Source organism: Pseudomonas sp. GW823-FHT06E10, assembly GCF_058794995.1.
The window spans coordinates 45,458-62,180 of sequence record NZ_JBXAHJ010000004.1 but is presented as its reverse complement, the minus strand read 5'-3'; the positions used below and the strand labels follow the sequence as shown (position 1 = coordinate 62,180).

The following is a 16,723-nucleotide window of genomic DNA, read 5'->3' as shown; positions in this document are numbered from 1 at the left end:
GGCCCCAAAACCTACTACTACGCTGTAGCAGGTACACCGAGTGATGAAATGGCGACTGCTTCGCAGCCGAACGGGGGCAAGCCCCCTCGCCACAAAAGCTCGCTCCTACTGGAGATAGGTGTTATCCGAGGCGGTGCCAGACGCGACCGTCACGGGTGAGCAGTTCTTCGCCGGCCTTGGGGCCGTTTTCCCCGGCAGCGTAGCTCTGCACGCTGGAATCCTGCTGCCAGGCATCCAGGAACGGCTGCACGGCGCGCCAGCCGTTTTCGATGTTATCGGCGCGCTGGAACAGCGTCTGGTCACCCGTCAGGCAATCGTAGATCAGGGTTTCGTAGCCGGTGGAAGGCTGCATCTCGAAGAAGTCCTTGTAGGCGAACCCCAGCTCGATGTTGTCCATTTTCAAGGCCTGACCGGGACGCTTGGCCAGCAGGTCGAACCACATGCCTTCGTTCGGCTGGATCTGAATGCGCAAATAGGTCGGCTGCAGCTCATCGACCTCGGTATCGCGGAACTGCGCATAGGGCGCCGGCTTGAAGCAGATCACGATCTCGGTGTCACGCACACTCATGCGCTTGCCGGTACGCAGATAGAACGGCACGCCGACCCATCGCCAGTTATCGATCATGACCTTGAGGGCCACATAGGTTTCGGTATTGCTGTCGGGTGCGACGTTGTTTTCCTGGCGGTAGCCCGGCAGTGCCTTGCCGTCGATCTCACCGGAGGTGTATTGGCCGCGCACCGAGTTGGCGCGGGCTTCCTCCACCGTCCAGGGCCTGATCGCGCCAACGACCTTGGCTTTCTCGCCGCGCACCGCATCGGCGCCGAACGCGGCGGGCGGCTCCATCGCCACCATCGCCAGCAACTGGAACAGGTGATTGGGCACCATGTCCCGCAGCGCGCCGGTGTGCTCATAGAAACTGCCACGGGTTTCAACGCCCACGGTTTCGGCGGCGGTGATCTGGACGTGGTCGATGTAGTGATTGTTCCAGAACGCTTCGAACAGGCTGTTGGAGAACCGGCTGACCAGGATGTTCTGTACGGTCTCCTTGCCCAGGTAATGGTCGATGCGGTAGATCTGCTTTTCCGTCATCACCTTGAGCAGGCAAGCGTTCAAGGCTTCGGCCGTATGCAGGTCGGAACCGAAGGGTTTTTCGACCACCACCCTTCTGAAGGCCTCGGGGTTTTCTTCCAGCAAGCCGGCCGAGCCAAGACGGCGCACCACTTCACTGAAGAAACGCGGCGCGGTGGCCAGATAGAACACCGCATTGCCAGTACCGCTGTCGGCGATTTTTGCCGCCAGCGCTTGATAAGTGCTGTCGTCCAGGAAATCGCCCTGAACGTAGCTGATGCCTTTGGCGAGTTTGGCCCACAGCGCCGGGTCAAGGGCTTGATCGCCCTTGCCGGTCCTGGTGGCCACCTCGTTGCGGATGAAGTCTTCGAGTTTTTTCGCGAAGCCTTCATCACTGATGGCGTTGTGGTCAACGCCGATGATCCGCAGTCCATTCCCGAGTAAACCGTCACGGCTGAGATTGTACAGCGCCGGCATCAGCAGGCGCTTGACCAGATCGCCGTGGGCGCCGAACAGGAACAGCGTGGTCGGCGGCGCGGGTTCAGCCTTGGATTTTCTGCGGATCGCGTGGGTCATTTTTTCGAGGTCTCCACATGGCCGCCGAAGCCGAAGCGCTGGGCCGAGAGAATCTTGTCGCCAAAGGTGCCTTGCCCACGGGAACGGTAGCGCGAGAACAGCGAGTTCGACAGCACCGGCACCGGCACCGCTTGTTCCATGGCAGCTTCGATGGTCCATTGACCTTCACCGCTGTCGGCCACGGACCCGGAGAAACCGTCGAGTTTCGGATCGCTGGCCAAGGCGTCGGCAGTCAGGTCCAGCAACCACGAGGACACCACGCTGCCACGGCGCCACACTTCGGCGATATCGGCGACGTTCAGGTCGAAACGCTGGTCTTGCGGCAGGCTCTCGCTGTTTTTGGTCTTGAGGATGTCGAAGCCTTCTGCGAACGCCTGCATCATTCCGTATTCGATGCCGTTGTGGATCATCTTCACGAAGTGCCCGGAACCGGCCGGACCTGCATGAATGTAACCACGCTCGGCACGATCGTCGTCGGACTTGCGGTCCTTGGTGCGCGGGATGTCGCCCAGGCCAGGGGCCAGGGTGGCGAACAGCGGGTCGAGGCGCTTAACAGTCTCGGCATCGCCGCCGATCATCATGCAGTAACCGCGCTCCAGGCCCCAGACACCGCCGGAGGTACCGACGTCGATGTAGTGCAGGCCTTTTTCCGACAGGGTCTTCGCCCGGCGGATATCGTCTTTATAGAAGGTGTTGCCGCCGTCGATGATGGTATCGCCGGCGTCGAGCAAGGTGCTCAGGGTGTCGATGGTTTCTTCGGTCGGCGCGCCAGCTGGCAGCATGACCCAGACCGCACGCGGCCTGGCCAGGCCGGCGACCAGCGCCGGCAGATCGGTGACGCCCGTGGAGCCCTCTGTAGCCAAGGCTTCGACAAAGGCGGTATTGCGATCGTAAACAACGGTGGTGTGCCCGTTGAGCATCAGGCGCCGCGCAATATTGCCGCCCATGCGGCCCAGTCCAATAATCCCGAGTTGCATGTGCTGATGCTCCCTACTACAAATTAAAGTGTGTCAAAGGTTATAGCCCAACGCGACTCATGAGGTTAGTCCAGAGCGTTGGCACGAAGTTTCCGGGCATTGTGCCCGATCCTGATGGATAACGTCGGGAATCAAACCGAAGACACAACGACCATGAAAAATAAAAAAGTTCCCTTCTGGGGCAAAAGAAATCAAAATTGGCGCCGATAGTAGGTCAGCCCCGGATTTCGAGGCGTACCTACAGTTGAGACACGCCATTTGCGAGGTGAGCAATGGGCACAGTACATACCGCACTGCCAGCACAAACCCTTTACGTCACAATCCGTCGTGACGAATTGCGCCAGTTGAAAGACGAACGCGATCAGTTGAAGCAGGAACTGGCGCAATTGCGGCTGCTGCTGCAAACCAATCAAGCGCAGCCCCTGGCTGTGGTGCAACACACCCCATTCGCCTGACCCCCTCCTTTGAAGCGGGAGCAGTCTGCACTGCTTCCGCACCGGCTCACGCCCTGCCATCCCTGGCAACTCACAAAATTTTCACAATTGTTACACGACAATTACTCGTTTAGGTCGCCCGATTCCGCGCGGCCCTCGTTCGTCGTCCGTGATATCCAAGTCTCGGCGGTGGTAGTGAACTCTCGGCTGGAGCGCTGAATGTCTTTGTTTAAACGCAGCAACACGACTGCGGCAGGTTTTGATTGGGCCGGATTTGTCTGGCTGTTTGTATTCTTCTGGTACTTTTCCGGCATCACCCAACTACTGATCCAGTTGACTGGCACCTCCGGCTTTAGCGGATTCCGCCAGGCCTTCGTCATGAGCGCCTTCTGGCTGGCGCCGATGTTGCTGTTCCCCCGGCAAACCCGCGTCATGGCTGCCGTGATCGGCGTCGTACTGTGGGCGTGCTCCATGGCGAGCCTGGGTTACTTCTTCATTTATCAGCAGGAGTTTTCCCAGAGCGTCATCTTCATCATGTTTGAGTCGAACGTGGCTGAAGCCGGCGAATACATGACCCAGTACTTTGCCTGGTGGATGGTGCCGGCGTTCCTGGCCCACACCGCTTTTTCCTGGTTCCTGTGGACACGCCTGCGCCCGGTGTACCTGTCCCGTGGCAAGGCAATCCTGGCCGCGGTGGCCATTGTCGTGGCGGTCGTCGGTTATCCGCTGATCAAGCAAACCGCACGCACCGGCAGTTTCGCCGAAGGCTTCGACAAGTTCGAAACCCGCATCGAGCCGGCGGTGCCATGGCAAATGGCCGTGGCCTATCACCGCTACCTGGAAACCCTGGCCGGCATGCAGGACATGCTCAATAACGCCAGCAAGATTCCACCGCTGCACAACCTGAAGGACGCAATGGCCAACACGCCTGCGACCCTGGTGCTGGTGATCGGTGAATCCACCAACCGTCAGCGCATGAGCCTGTACGGCTACCCCCGGGCAACCACGCCGGAACTGGACAAGCTCAAGGATCAACTGGACGTTTTCGACAACGTCATTACGCCGCGCCCCTACACCATTGAGGCGCTGCAGCAGGTCCTGACCTTCGCCGACGAAGAAAACCCCGACCTGTACCTGTCGACGCCATCGCTGGTCAGCATGATGAAACAGGCAGGTTACAAGACCTTCTGGATCACCAACCAGCAGACCATGACCAAGCGCAACACCATGCTCACGACCTTTTCCGAACAGGCCGACGAACAGGTGTACCTGAACAACAACCGCAACCAGAACGCCGCCCAGTACGATGGCGACGTGATCGAGCCCTTCAACAAGGCCCTGGCCGACGGGGCACCGCGCAAACTCATCGTCGTGCATTTGCTCGGCACGCACATGAGCTACCAGTACCGTTACCCGTCGACCTTCGACAAGTTCCAGGACCGTGAGGGCGTGCCTGCCGGGATTCGCGATGACCAGTTGCCGACGTACAACAGCTACGACAATGCCGTGCTGTACAACGACTTCGTGGTGTCCAGCCTGATCAAGGACTACGCCAGGACCGATCCGAACGGCTTCCTGCTGTACCTGTCCGACCATGGCGAGGACGTGTTCGATTCCGTGGGCCACAACACCTTGGGGCGCAACGAGAACAAGCCGACAGCACCGATGTACACCATTCCGTTCATGGCCTGGGCATCGCCGAAATGGCGCGCAACCCATGACTGGAACCTCGCGGGTGATCTCTCGCGCCCTTACAGCAGCTCGCACCTGATTCACACCTGGGCCGACCTGGCGGGCCTGAGCTTCGACGAACTCGATCGCAGCAAAAGCCTGATCAGTGACAGCTTCAAGGCCCGGCCATTGATGATCGGCAACCCGTATGAGCGTCAGCAGCGTGCGCTGATCGACTTCAGCCTGATGAAGCCCAAAACGCCACCCACTGTCGTTCAGCAGTAATCCTTTCAGGGGCCGGTTCCGGCCCCTTTTTCATGCTCCCGTTGCAGCCATGCAGTTTGGTGAAGTTGATTCCCAATTAACCGAATCGGCGGATAATGCCATTTCGACACTGCTTCATTGATTCATGGACGAAAGGCATCCGACATCTGTAGTGGGAGGCAAACCATGAAACGCACCGCAATGATTCTCGCCGGCCTGATGGCCTTGGGCTCAACCAGTGCTTTTGCCGAAGGTGGAGCCGAACGCATGCGCTATTACTACGAAAGCCTGCGACTGGCCCAGCAAGAAGCCCTGGGCCACCCCATCCAAAGCACTGAACTGCGGGTTCCGGACGATCAAACCGCACAAATGACTGAAACCTACAGACCGAAATGATCCATGGCCGTCTGATTGCAGTTCTAGGTAGAAGACTGTCGGGCGTCCTGATGGACGCCCTTTTTTTGCCTGTTGAATCAGAGGCTCTTGGTCCAGAACAGCATCCGTCCATGGGCCGGGTCGAACATGCCGGCGGCGAAACCGGCTTTTTCATAGGAACCCTGGGCCACGGCATTGCCTTCCAGCACTTCCAGGGTGAGCTTGCAGCAGCCACGCTGACGGGCGATGTCTTCGACCTTTTGCAGCATCTTCTGGCTCAAGCCCAGGCCGCGAAATTTTTTCACCACCGACACATCATGCACATTGACCAGCGGCCGACAGGCAAACGTCGAGAACCCCTCGAAGCAATTGACCAGCCCGGCCGGCTCGCCACCGACAAAGGCCAGCACACTGAAGGCGTGGGGGCGCCGGGCAAGTTCGCCCGGGAGTTGCTCCAGTACATTGGCCGGCAACGGCTGGCCGCCCCCCATCGGGTCCTCGGCGTAGTGGTTCAGCACCAGGCAAATAGCCTCGGCATGCACCGGATTGGTGTAACTGGCCTGAAGCACAAGAATTTCTGCGGAGTCCATTTCCATCCTCGATCACACATGAAGTAGCCCCCAGCATGTACTCACGCTGAAGTGCCGGCAGACCATAGCGCGAGCAACGTGCCAACGACAATCGCAACCGAGAAAATCTTTGGCCTCAAGCGCCCCAGATCAAGGCTTCCGTCCACCCCAGTTCGGCAAAATCCTCGGCCCGCAAGTGCGACTCACCGACGCAGAAAAACTCGTCGAGTTGCGGTGGCTGGACCGAGGTGCCGCTGAGCATGGCGTGAATCTGGCCGCGGTGATGGATCTGGTGTTCAAACAAATGGGACAGCAGGCGCAAGCGACTGTCGTGTTGCGGGGTGTCGCGGGCGATGGTCACGATTTTGCCCAGGTCGGCGTCGCGCATCTGCTCGCAGTAGGCGATCAGCCGGCGGTCGACGTGGGCCTGTTCGCCAACCAGGTCCGTTGCCACGAGGCAGGGTTCGTCCTCCTTGAAAAACACCCGGCAATCGGGATGCGGGTCGTCGCCGCGCAGTTCGCGCTCCAGGGCATCCACATAAAACCAGTCACAGGTGAGGATGTGGTTGAGGGTGGCGCGGATCGAAGGGAAGAAGCTGACCCGGGATGCGCTCAGTTCCTGCGGGCTCAACTGACGCCAGGCCTTGGCCAGTCGGTGATTGGCCCAGGCGTTCTGATAGGCCATGGTCAGCAAATGGTGTGACAGGGGCTGATTCATGTTCGCTGCTCCCGTTCAAAACCCGATCAAACTTCGGCAAACCGCTGCAGTTGCATTTCATGCAATCGACTGAGGGTGCGGCGGAACGGAAATTCCAGATAACCCTCGGTGTAAAGCGATGCCATTGGCACTTGCGCTTCAAGGTACAGCGGCACCTTGCGGTCGTAGCACTCGTCCACCAGGGCAATGAACCGTCGCACACCATCGTCATGCACCGACAACTGCGGCAACTCGCGATCTCCCGCCTCCACCCGCTCGACACCGTCCTCGGTGCCGCGGGCAATGCGCCCTGCGCGTTTCTGTGCGCTGAGGTTGGGCACGTCACTCAACAGGATAGCGCCGTAGGTATCGCACAGGGCGATGAAATCCATGGCCGCGAAGGGTTGCTCGCACAGCGCGGCGTAACGGGTCCAGAGCACCGTCGGGCTGGCCTTGATCACCTCAAGGGAGCGATGACCGACCTTGACCGGCTCGCTCGATACTGACTGGCCGACGCTCAACAACTGGAACACTTCACCCAAAGCGCCGGGGTTACCGGGCTCGGCCACCCAATAACGTTGCAAACCGGCCCCCGGATGCAGGCGATGGTCTTCCCCGCCATCCACCGCAATCACCTGCATGTGCTGCTTGATCGCCGCGATGGCGGGCATGAAACGGTCGCGATTGAAGCCGTCGGCGTACAACTGGTCCGGCGGCAGATTGGACGTGCAGACCACTACCACGCCCTGTTCGAACATCACCTGGAACAGGCGCCCGAGAATGATCGCGTCGCCGATGTCATTGACGAACAGTTCGTCGAAACACAGCACGCGAACCTCTTCAGCCAATTCACGGGCCAACGCCTTGAGCGGATCGGCAGTGCCGGTCAGTTGAAACGAGCGTTGGTGCACCCAGCCCATGAAGTGGTGAAAGTGCTGGCGCCGCGCCGGTACTCGCAGGCTTTGGTAGAACTGGTCCATCAACCAGGTCTTGCCCCGCCCCACCGGCCCCCACAGGTACACGCCGGAAATGGGCGCGCGGCCTGCGTGCAACGCTTCGTGGCATTTTTGCAGCGCCCACACCGCATGTTCCTGGGCCTCGTCCTGGACGAAGCCCTTTTGTTCGATGGCATGCTGCCAGGCGCTTAAGGGGGAATCGATAGTCATGGGCGGCAGTATGCCATTGCCCATGGATAACGCGACCGGTGATCGGCAGATTTGTGCAGACAGGAAAAGCACCTTGACGCTTTAGATTACCAGCATCATATTTAATAGATGTTTTAGATAATTTATTAAATCTTGTCGCCATCCCTCTGGAGTCATCCCATGCATTACAAAGTTTTCGGTCGTAAAACCGGCTTGCGTGTTTCCGAACTGGCGCTGGGCGCGGGTAATTTCGGTACCGGTTGGGGCCATGGCGCCGAGCGTGACGAAGCCAGACGGATTTTTGATGGTTATCTGGAAGCCGGTGGCAATTTCATCGATACCGCCAATGGCTATCAGGGCGGGCAGTCCGAGGCCATGCTCAGCGAATTCATCGCCGCAGAACGGGATCGCCTGGTCATCGCCACCAAATACACCCTCGGGACTACACCGGCAGCCGGCATTTCCCACACTGGCAACAGCCGCAAGAACATGGTGCGCGCCGTCGAAGAAAGCCTGAAACGGCTGAAGACCGAGCATATCGACCTGTTCTGGGCGCACATGAGCGACGGCGTCACGCCCATGGAAGAGATCCTGCGCGGCTTCGACGATCTGGTCAGTGCCGGCAAGATTCATTACGCCGGTCTGTCGAACTTCCCCGCCTGGCGCATCGCCCGCGCCGACCTGCTGGCCGAGGTACGCGGTTTTGCGCCGATTGCCGCGATCCAGGTCGAGTACAGCCTCGCCGAACGCACCGCCGAGCGTGAACAACTGCCGATGGCCGAAGCCTTGGGCCTGGCCGCGACCTTGTGGTCGCCGCTGGGTGGCGGCTTCCTGACTGGCAAATATCGCAACAGTGAGGGCGACAATCGCGCGAACAAACTCGGTGTGCTGATCCACGCCGAAAAAAGCGCCCGCGAAACCGCCCTGCTCGATACCTTGATCGATGTCGCCGCAGAACTGGGCGCCAGCCCGACCCACGTGGCCATCGCCTGGCTGCGGGAAAAAGCCAGACGCTCGACCACGGCGCTGATTCCGATCCTCGGTTCCCGGACCCGTGAGCAGCTGGATGCCACGTTGGGCGCGCTGAATGTGCAGTTGAGCAGCGAACAACTGGCACGACTGGATGGCGTCAGTGACGTGGACAAAGGCGTGCCGCACGAATCCATTTCCGGTTCGTTCGCACGGTTCAGCGGTGGTCAGATCCTCGACCTGCCAATCATTCCGGTGGCCTGACACAAATCAAAACTGTGGGAGCGAGCTTGCTCGCGATGAGGGCGGAACATTCAACATCCATGTCGGCTGATCGACCGCCATCGCGAGCAAGCTCGCTCCCACAGGGTCAGGCGTATTACTTATCGACCTTATGCCTTGCCGCATACAGACACAGCATCTCCATCGCCAGCGTCGCCGCCGCCAGTGAGGTGATCTCCGCGCTGTCATAGGCCGGTGCCACTTCCACCACGTCCATGCCCACCAGGTTGATCCCGCGCAAACCGCCGAGAATCTCCAGCGCCTGCACCGTGCTCAAGCCGCCGCATACAGGTGTTCCGGTGCCCGGAGCGAATGCCGGATCGAGACAGTCGATGTCGAAGGTCAGGTACACCGGGTTGTCGCCGACCCGGGCGCGAATCGCCTCGACGATCGCCTCGCAGCCACGGCGGTGCACCTGCCGTGCGTCGAGCACCTGAAAGCCCTGATGATCATCGTTGGTGGTGCGCAAGCCGATTTGTACCGAGCGCGACGGGTCCACCAGCCCTTCCCTGGCCGCGTGCCAGAACATGGTGCCATGGTCGATGCGCTTGCCCTCTTCGTCCGGCCAGGTGTCGCTGTGGGCGTCGAAGTGGATCAGCGACAATGCCCCGTGCTTTCGCGCATGGGCCTTGAGCAGCGGGTAAGTAATGAAGTGATCGCCGCCAAAGGTCAGCATCGCGCTGCCCGCATTGAGGATGTGCTCGGCGTGGGCTTCGATCATTTCGGGCGTCGATTGCGGCGAACCGTAGTCGAAATCGCAATCGCCGTAGTCGATGACTGCCAGATGATCAAACGGGTCAAACGTCCACGGCCAGTGCCGTTCCCAGGCGATCCCGGCCGAGGCGGCGCGAATGCCCCGGGGCCCGAAGCGTGCGCCGGGGCGGTTGCTGGTGGCCGTGTCGAACGGCACGCCACTGACGGCCACATCAACGCCACGCAAGTCACGACTGTAACGGCGACGCATGAAACTGGTGATACCGGCGTAGGTACTTTCAGCGGCCGTGCCGTAAAGGCTGTCACGGGTAAGGGCTTGATCGTTCTGCATCGGGACGTCCATTGAAGGCTCCTTCTTTTATAGTTATTGGCGGCTACGGAAAGTGGTCCACAAGCGCGTGCGCAGGCGCATGTCCTTGAGGTTCATGCTGCGGTCGGCGTACAGCCGTTCGCGCACGTCGGCCAGCGGGTAGATGTCCGGATCGGTGCGCACCGCTTCATCCACCAGCGGCGTGGCGGCCTGGTTCGCCGTGGCGAAGAACAAGGTGTTGGTCAGTGCCGCAACGGACTCGGGGCGCAACATGAATTCGATAAAGGCGCGGGCGGCTTCGGGGTGCGGCGCGTCCTTGGGAATCGCCAGGTTGTCCTGCCACACGAGGGTGCCTTCCCTGGGAATCCGGTAGGCAATTTCATAGGGTTTGTTGGCCTTGCGTGCCTGGTCGGCGGCCATGCTGGCGTCACCGTTGTAGGTCAACGCCAGGCACACGCTGCCATTGGCCAGGTCGCTGATCTGCCGCCCGGTGGCGACGTACAGCACGTTCGGCTGTAGCTGATGCAGCAACGCCTCGGCGGCTGACAGATCATTCTTGTCTGTGCTGTAGGGATCTTTACCCAGGTAATGCAGCGCCAGTCCGATCACCTCCTGGGGCGAGTCGAGAATGGCGATGCCGCAGTCCTTCAACTTGCTCGCGTACTCGTGTTTGAACAGCAGGTCCAGGCTATTGAGCGGCACGTTCGGCAAGCGCTGCTTGATCGCCTCGACGTTCATGCCCAATCCCAGCGTGCCCCAGGTATAAGGCACGCCATAGCGGTTGCCGGGATCGACAGCGGCGAGTTTTTCCAGCAAGTCCGGATCTAGGTTGGCGTAACCCTTGAGTCCTTCGCGGGGAATCGGTTTCAACGCCCCGGCTGCAAGCCCCCGGGCCAGCACACTGGAGGACGGCACCACCACGTCATAACCGCTGCCGCCGGTGAGCAGCTTGGTCTCCAGTACTTCCGAAGAATCGAAGGTGTCGTAGCGCACATGGATGCCGGTTTCCTGCTCGAACCGCTGCAGGGTTTCGGGGGCCACGTAATCGGCCCAACTGTACAGATTGACCACCTTGTCTTCGGCCTGGGCCGAAACAGCCACGGCGAGCAACAGCGCGGGTAAACACAGCTTGAACATGGGAGCCATGACGAACACCTGACCAGAGGAAGTGGTTGCAGGATGCGTCGTCGGATACATTGGTGAAATATCAAGTTAATTAACCTGACTTTATGACGGAGTAATGTTTGATGCTCGGCCAACTCCATGATCTGGACCTGCAATTGTTGCGTCTGTTTGTCAGCGTGGTGGAGTGCGGCGGTTTCAGTGCCGCACAGGGTGAGCTGGGGTTGAGCCAGTCGAGCATCAGCCAGCAAATGGCCAAGCTGGAAACCCGCCTTGGTTATCGCCTGTGCAGCCGCGGCAAGGGCGGATTCAAGGTCACCGCCAAGGGCGAACAACTCCTCAGCGCCACCCGTGGACTGTTCGAGTCCATCGAAGCCTTCCGCCATCAATCCAACGGCGTGGCCGGGCGCTTGATCGGTGAAGTGCGCCTGGGTCTGTCCGAAGCCCTGGATCAATCGGTGCTGCAACGGGTGGCCGAGGCGATCAGGCGCTTCCGTGAGCGGGACGAGTCAGTGCGCATCGAACTGATCAGCGCCATGCCCGGCGAAATGGAGCGCTTGCTACTGCAACAGCGGCTGGACCTGGCCATCGGCTATTTCTCGCAAGTGCAAAGCGCGTTTGACTACCGCCAATTGTTCATTGAAACCCAGCATCTGTATTGCGCCCCCGGCCATCCGCTGTTCACCAACCCGGCCCCCTGCGATCAGGATCTGCAGGCCAGCGACCGGGTCGATCACCCCTACCGTTTCCTGCGCAGTGACGAACCCTTCCAGGGCAAGCTGTGTTCGGCGCGCTCGGAACAAGTCGAAGGCACCCTCGCCTTTATCCTTTCCGGCAAGCATGTCGGTTATTTGCCCAGCCACTTCGCCCATGCCTGGGAAAACAAGGGTTTGCTCAGGGCCGTGCGTCGAGGCGACATGAGTTTCGATGTCGCGTTTCATCTGGCCCGGCACCGGGCGCAAGTGGCCGGCGATGCACAAAAGGCATTCGAAGAGGATCTGCTCGCGGCGTTTGCCTGACTACGTCGTGGTCTACGCTGTAACAATGCCGGACACTGTCATGCAAAAATGCACAGATAACCTGCACTTATCCGGGTTGTACAAGGCAAATTTGCACTGATACGATCCGCCATCGCTCGCGCGCGAGCATCTTGATAAAGAACAATAAAAGCAGGGAGTTAGTGATGACTGCTCAGGTTTTTTCTCCCGGGACTCAGTCCATGGATGCCATGCAAAACGAAGTGCTGGCCGAGGTTCGCAACCACATTGGTCACCTGACCCTCAACCGCCCCGCCGGCCTCAATGCCCTCACCCTGGACATGGTGCGCAACCTGCACCGCCAGCTCGACGCCTGGGCCCAGGATTCGCAAGTCCATGCCGTGGTCTTGCGCGGTGCCGGGGAAAAAGCCTTCTGCGCCGGCGGCGACATTCGCTCGCTGCATGACAGCTTCAAAAGCGGCGACACCCTGCACGAAGATTTCTTTGTCGAGGAATACGCCCTCGACCTCGCGATCCACCACTACCGCAAACCGGTGCTGGCCCTGATGGACGGTTTTGTCCTCGGCGGCGGCATGGGCCTGGTGCAAGGCGCAGACCTGCGCGTGGTCACAGAGAAAAGCCGCCTGGCGATGCCGGAAGTCGGCATCGGCTATTTCCCGGACGTCGGCGGCAGTTACTTCCTGCCGCGCATCCCCGGTGAACTGGGGATTTACCTCGGCGTCAGCGGCGTGCAGATTCGCGCCGCCGATGCGCTGTATTGCGGCCTGGCCGACTGGTACCTGGAAAGCGACAAGCTTGGCGTCCTGGACGAAAAACTCGACCAGCTCGAATGGCACGATACGCCGCTCAAGGACCTGCAAGGCCTGCTGGCGAAATTCGCCGTGCAGCAACTGCCCGATGCGCCACTGGCGACTTTGCGCCCGGCCATCGACCACTTCTTCGCCCAACCCGATGTGCCGAGTATTGTGGAACAACTACGCCAGGTAACGGTCGCCGACAGCCATGAGTGGGCCGTCACCACCGCCGACCTGCTGGAAACCCGCTCGCCGCTGGCCATGGCCGTGACCCTGGAAATGCTCCGTCGCGGACGCGAGCTGCCCCTTGAACAATGTTTCGCCCTTGAGCTGCACCTGGACCGTCAGTGGTTCGAGCGCGGCGACCTGATCGAAGGCGTGCGCGCCTTGCTGATCGACAAAGACAAGACACCACGCTGGAACCCGCCCACCCTCCAGGCACTGGACGCCGAACACGTGGCGAGCTTCTTCAGCGAGTTTGACCGGAGCGAGAGCTGAGCCATGCACGATATCGAATTGAGTGAAGAACAAGTCATGATCCGCGACATGGCCCGGGATTTTGCCCGCGGCGAAATCGCGCCCCATGCCCAGGCCTGGGAAAAGGCCGGCTGGATCGATGACGGTCTGGTGGCGAAAATGGGCGAACTGGGCTTGCTGGGCATGGTGGTCCCAGAGGAATGGGGCGGCACCTATGTCGACTATGTGGCCTATGCACTGGCGGTAGAAGAAATTTCCGCCGGCGACGGTGCTACCGGCGCCTTCATGAGCATCCACAACTCCGTGGGCTGCGGGCCGGTGCTCAACTACGGCAGCGAAGAACAGAAGCAGACCTGGCTGGCGGACCTTGCCAGCGGCCAGGTCATCGGCTGTTTCTGCCTGACCGAACCCCAGGCCGGTTCCGAGGCGCACAACCTGCGCACCCGCGCCGAACTGCGCGACGGCCAGTGGGTGATCAATGGCGCCAAACAATTCGTCAGCAACGGCAAGCGCGCCAAACTGGCGATTGTGTTTGCCGTGACCGATCCGGACCTGGGCAAACGTGGCATCTCGGCGTTCCTGGTACCGACCGACACCGCCGGTTTTATCGTCGACCGCACCGAACACAAGATGGGGATCCGTGCTTCCGACACCTGCGCGGTGACCCTGAACAACTGCACCATCCCCGAAGCCAATTTGCTGGGCGAGCGCGGCAAGGGCCTGGCCATCGCCTTGTCCAACCTCGAAGGCGGCCGCATCGGCATCGCCGCCCAGGCACTGGGCATCGCCCGCGCAGCGTTTGAGGCGGCACTGGCTTATTCCCGTGATCGTGTGCAGTTTGGCAAAACGATCAATGAACACCAGAGCATCGCCAACCTGCTGGCCGACATGCACATGCAGTTGAACGCCGCGCGACTGATGATCCTGCACGCCGCACGCCTGCGCACGGCCGGCAAACCCTGTCTGTCGGAGGCGTCACAAGCCAAGCTGTTTGCGTCGGAAATGGCGGAAAAGGTCTGCTCGTCCGCGATTCAGATTCATGGCGGCTACGGGTATCTGGAAGACTATCCGGTAGAGAAGTACTACCGGGATGCGCGGATCACGCAGATCTACGAAGGGTCGAGCGAAATTCAGCGAATGGTGATTGCCCGCGAACTGAAGAACTACTTGATTTGATGCCCTGTACCTGTAGGAGCGAGCTCGCTCGCGATGGTGGCCAACGATAACGCGGGGTACCTGAATCAACCCGGTGCCCTCAGGTTTTTCGCGAGCAGGCTCGCTCCTACAAGAGGATCTCATAAACGCTGAGGTCCAATGTGGGAGCGAGCCTGCTCGCGATGAGGCCCGAAAGACCGCTACTTTACTTACCTTGGAACTCAGCCTCACGCTTGGCAATGAACGCCGCCATCCCTTCCTTCTGATCCTGCGTCGCAAACGCCGCATGGAACACCCGACGCTCAAAGCGCACGCCTTCGGCCAGGCTCACTTCAAAGGCACGGTTGACGCTTTCCTTGACCATCATCGCAATCGGCAACGATTTTTTAGCGATCAACGCGGCGACTTTCAGCGCTTCATCCAGCAGCTCATCGCTCGGCACGATACGCGCCACGATGCCGCAACGTTCCGCTTCCACGGCATCGATCAAGCGGCCGCTCAGGCACATTTCCATGGCCTTGGCCTTGCCCACGGCGCGGGTCAGGCGCTGGGTGCCGCCCATGCCCGGCAACACGCCGAGGTTGATTTCCGGCTGGCCGAATCTGGCGTTGTCACCGGCCAGGATGAAATCGCACATCAACGCCAGCTCACAGCCGCCGCCCAGGGCAAAACCGTTGACCGCCGCAATGATCGGCTTGCGGCGGTTGGCCACACGATCGCTGTCGCTGAACAGGTCGTCGATGTAGATCTGCGGGTAGGTCAGCTCCGCCATTTCCTTGATGTCGGCACCGGCGGCAAAGGCTTTTTTCGAACCGGTCAGGACGATGCAGCCGATGTTCGAGTCAGCCTCGAAACCATCAAGGGCCTGGTTCAGTTCGCTGACGATCTGCGCATTCAACGCATTCAGCGCTTGTGGACGGTTGAGGGTGATCAGGCCAACGCGGCCGTGGGTTTCCAGCAAAATCGTTTCGTAGCTCACAGGGGACTCCTTCTTATAAATTGCGCGAAATGACCATGCGTTGAATATCGCTGGTGCCTTCGTAGATCTGGCAGACCCGTACGTCGCGGTAGATCCGCTCCACCGGGAAATCGTTGAGGTAACCGTAACCGCCCAGGGTTTGCAGCGCCGAGGAGCATACCTTCTCGGCCATTTCCGAGGCGAACAACTTGGCCATCGACGCTTCGACCAGGGCCGGTTTGCCACTGTCACGCAGAGCGGCGGCGTAGTGCACCATTTGCCGCGCCACGGCGATCTGGGTCGCCATGTCCGCCAGGCGGAACGCCACGGCCTGGTGCTCGATGATCGGCTTGCCGAAGCTCTCGCGCTCACGGGCGTAATCGCGCGCCGCTTCGAACGCGGCACGGGCCATGCCCACCGATTGCGAAGCGATGCCGACGCGACCGCCTTCAAGGTTGGCCAGGGCAATCCTGTAGCCTTCGCCCTCCTCGCCCAAACGATTGGCCAGCGGCACCTTCACGTCTTCGAAGAGGATCTGGCAGGTGTCGGACGCATGCTGGCCGAGCTTGTCTTCGACCCGCGCGACTTTGTAGCCCGGCGAATCGGTCGGCACTATAAAGGCGCTGATGCCACGTTTGCCGGCACTCGGATCGGTCACCGCAAACACGATCACCACCCCGGCATTCTGCCCGGAGGTGATGAACTGCTTGCAGCCGTTGAGCACATAATGATCGCCTTCCAGGCGCGCACGGGTTTTCAGGCCGCTGGCGTCGGAACCGGCCTGGGGCTCGGTCAGCGCAAAGGCACCGAGCATCGCACCGCTGGCCAATGGTTTGAGGAAGCGCTCTTTCTGCTCATCGGTGCCGTAGTTGAGGATCGGTACGCAACCCACGGAGTTGTGCACGCTCATGATGGTCGAGCAGGCGCCATCGCCGGCGGCGATTTCTTCCAGCGCCATGGCGTAGGCCAGGTAACCGGTGTCGCATCCGCCCCACTGCTCCGGCACCAGCATGCCGAAGAAGCCCAGCCCGGCCATTTCGCCGATGGCTTCCTTGGGAAAACGGTGCTCGCGGTCCCACTCGGCAGCGAAGGGCTTCAGCCGTTCCTGGGCAAAGTCCCGGGCCATGTCACGGATTTGTTGTTGGTCGTCATTGGGGATCATGGTGA

16 protein-coding genes are annotated in these 16,723 nt (G+C 60.4%); 7 read left to right on the top strand and 9 right to left on the bottom strand.

The features are described 5' to 3' along the window. Positions 1 to 121: 121 nt before the first annotated feature. Positions 122 to 1,645 carry a glucose-6-phosphate dehydrogenase gene (zwf, locus tag AC1Q6Y_RS08140; protein ID WP_492624349.1) on the bottom strand — a complete coding sequence of 508 codons (1,524 nt, stop codon included), beginning with the start codon at positions 1,643 to 1,645 and terminating at the stop codon, positions 122 to 124. Then, a complete protein-coding gene (gene gnd / locus AC1Q6Y_RS08135; RefSeq protein WP_057714731.1) occupies positions 1,642 to 2,622 on the bottom strand; it encodes a phosphogluconate dehydrogenase (NAD(+)-dependent, decarboxylating) in 981 nt (326 codons plus the stop codon). The genes zwf and gnd overlap by 4 nt, the downstream gene beginning before the upstream one ends. Positions 2,623 to 2,894: 272 nt before the next feature. Here gnd and AC1Q6Y_RS08130 point away from each other — a divergent pair, with 272 nt between their 5' ends. The 3 genes from AC1Q6Y_RS08130 to AC1Q6Y_RS08120 all read left to right on the top strand — a co-directional run bounded on the left by AC1Q6Y_RS08130 (position 2,895) and on the right by AC1Q6Y_RS08120 (position 5,387). Continuing rightward, entirely contained in the window at positions 2,895 to 3,077 is a 183-nt protein-coding gene (locus tag AC1Q6Y_RS08130; RefSeq protein WP_340312014.1) for a DUF6026 family protein, read from the top strand. A 198-nt stretch (positions 3,078 to 3,275) separates the two neighbouring features. Next, complete coding sequence (locus AC1Q6Y_RS08125) at positions 3,276 to 5,012, top strand: phosphoethanolamine transferase CptA (RefSeq protein ID WP_492624348.1); 1,737 nt, start codon at positions 3,276 to 3,278, stop codon at positions 5,010 to 5,012. Between the two features lie 165 nt (positions 5,013 to 5,177). Further along, positions 5,178 to 5,387: a hypothetical protein gene (locus tag AC1Q6Y_RS08120; protein WP_008053741.1), complete on the top strand. Its 210-nt coding sequence runs from the start codon at positions 5,178 to 5,180 to the stop codon at positions 5,385 to 5,387. 77 nt (positions 5,388 to 5,464) lie between these two features. Here AC1Q6Y_RS08120 and AC1Q6Y_RS08115 read toward each other — a convergent pair whose 3' ends face one another. The 3 genes from AC1Q6Y_RS08115 to zapE all read right to left on the bottom strand — a co-directional run bounded on the left by AC1Q6Y_RS08115 (position 5,465) and on the right by zapE (position 7,798). After that, positions 5,465 to 5,956 carry a GNAT family N-acetyltransferase gene (locus AC1Q6Y_RS08115; protein ID WP_154859879.1) on the bottom strand — a complete coding sequence of 164 codons (492 nt, stop codon included), beginning with the start codon at positions 5,954 to 5,956 and terminating at the stop codon, positions 5,465 to 5,467. A gap of 115 nt (positions 5,957 to 6,071) precedes the next feature. Then, positions 6,072 to 6,653, bottom strand: a complete 582-nt coding sequence (locus tag AC1Q6Y_RS08110; protein ID WP_057714727.1) for a DinB family protein — start codon at positions 6,651 to 6,653, stop codon at positions 6,072 to 6,074. Between the two features lie 26 nt (positions 6,654 to 6,679). Next, positions 6,680 to 7,798: a cell division protein ZapE gene (gene zapE, locus AC1Q6Y_RS08105; RefSeq protein ID WP_492624347.1), complete on the bottom strand. Its 1,119-nt coding sequence runs from the start codon at positions 7,796 to 7,798 to the stop codon at positions 6,680 to 6,682. Positions 7,799 to 7,957: 159 nt separating this feature from the next. On the opposite strand from zapE, the gene AC1Q6Y_RS08100 reads away from it, so the two are divergent. After that, entirely contained in the window at positions 7,958 to 9,010 is a 1,053-nt protein-coding gene (locus AC1Q6Y_RS08100; protein WP_492624346.1) for an aldo/keto reductase, read from the top strand. A 115-nt stretch (positions 9,011 to 9,125) separates the two neighbouring features. On the opposite strand, the gene speB is transcribed toward AC1Q6Y_RS08100, so the two are convergent. Together speB and AC1Q6Y_RS08090 are read right to left on the bottom strand one after the other, a co-directional pair. Continuing rightward, complete coding sequence (gene speB, locus AC1Q6Y_RS08095; protein ID WP_090455377.1) at positions 9,126 to 10,085, bottom strand: agmatinase; 960 nt, start codon at positions 10,083 to 10,085, stop codon at positions 9,126 to 9,128. 21 nt (positions 10,086 to 10,106) lie between these two features. Next, complete coding sequence (locus AC1Q6Y_RS08090; protein WP_492624345.1) at positions 10,107 to 11,198, bottom strand: polyamine ABC transporter substrate-binding protein; 1,092 nt, start codon at positions 11,196 to 11,198, stop codon at positions 10,107 to 10,109. A 101-nt stretch (positions 11,199 to 11,299) separates the two neighbouring features. Here AC1Q6Y_RS08090 and AC1Q6Y_RS08085 point away from each other — a divergent pair, with 101 nt between their 5' ends. From AC1Q6Y_RS08085 to AC1Q6Y_RS08075, 3 genes are all read left to right on the top strand, one after another. Continuing rightward, on the top strand, positions 11,300 to 12,193 hold the full coding sequence (locus AC1Q6Y_RS08085; RefSeq protein WP_340312027.1) for a LysR family transcriptional regulator: 894 nt from the start codon (positions 11,300 to 11,302) through the stop codon (positions 12,191 to 12,193). A 164-nt stretch (positions 12,194 to 12,357) separates the two neighbouring features. Continuing rightward, on the top strand, positions 12,358 to 13,464 hold the full coding sequence (locus tag AC1Q6Y_RS08080) for an enoyl-CoA hydratase/isomerase family protein (protein ID WP_159390035.1): 1,107 nt from the start codon (positions 12,358 to 12,360) through the stop codon (positions 13,462 to 13,464). Between the two features lie 3 nt (positions 13,465 to 13,467). Then, complete coding sequence (locus tag AC1Q6Y_RS08075; protein WP_090455384.1) at positions 13,468 to 14,619, top strand: acyl-CoA dehydrogenase family protein; 1,152 nt, start codon at positions 13,468 to 13,470, stop codon at positions 14,617 to 14,619. A 184-nt stretch (positions 14,620 to 14,803) separates the two neighbouring features. Here AC1Q6Y_RS08075 and AC1Q6Y_RS08070 read toward each other — a convergent pair whose 3' ends face one another. Continuing rightward, positions 14,804 to 15,577, bottom strand: coding sequence for an enoyl-CoA hydratase (locus tag AC1Q6Y_RS08070; protein ID WP_057714717.1), 774 nt, complete (start codon positions 15,575 to 15,577; stop codon positions 14,804 to 14,806). A 13-nt stretch (positions 15,578 to 15,590) separates the two neighbouring features. After that, on the bottom strand, positions 15,591 to 16,718 hold the full coding sequence (locus AC1Q6Y_RS08065) for an acyl-CoA dehydrogenase (protein ID WP_057714716.1): 1,128 nt from the start codon (positions 16,716 to 16,718) through the stop codon (positions 15,591 to 15,593). Positions 16,719 to 16,723: the final 5 nt, after the last annotated feature.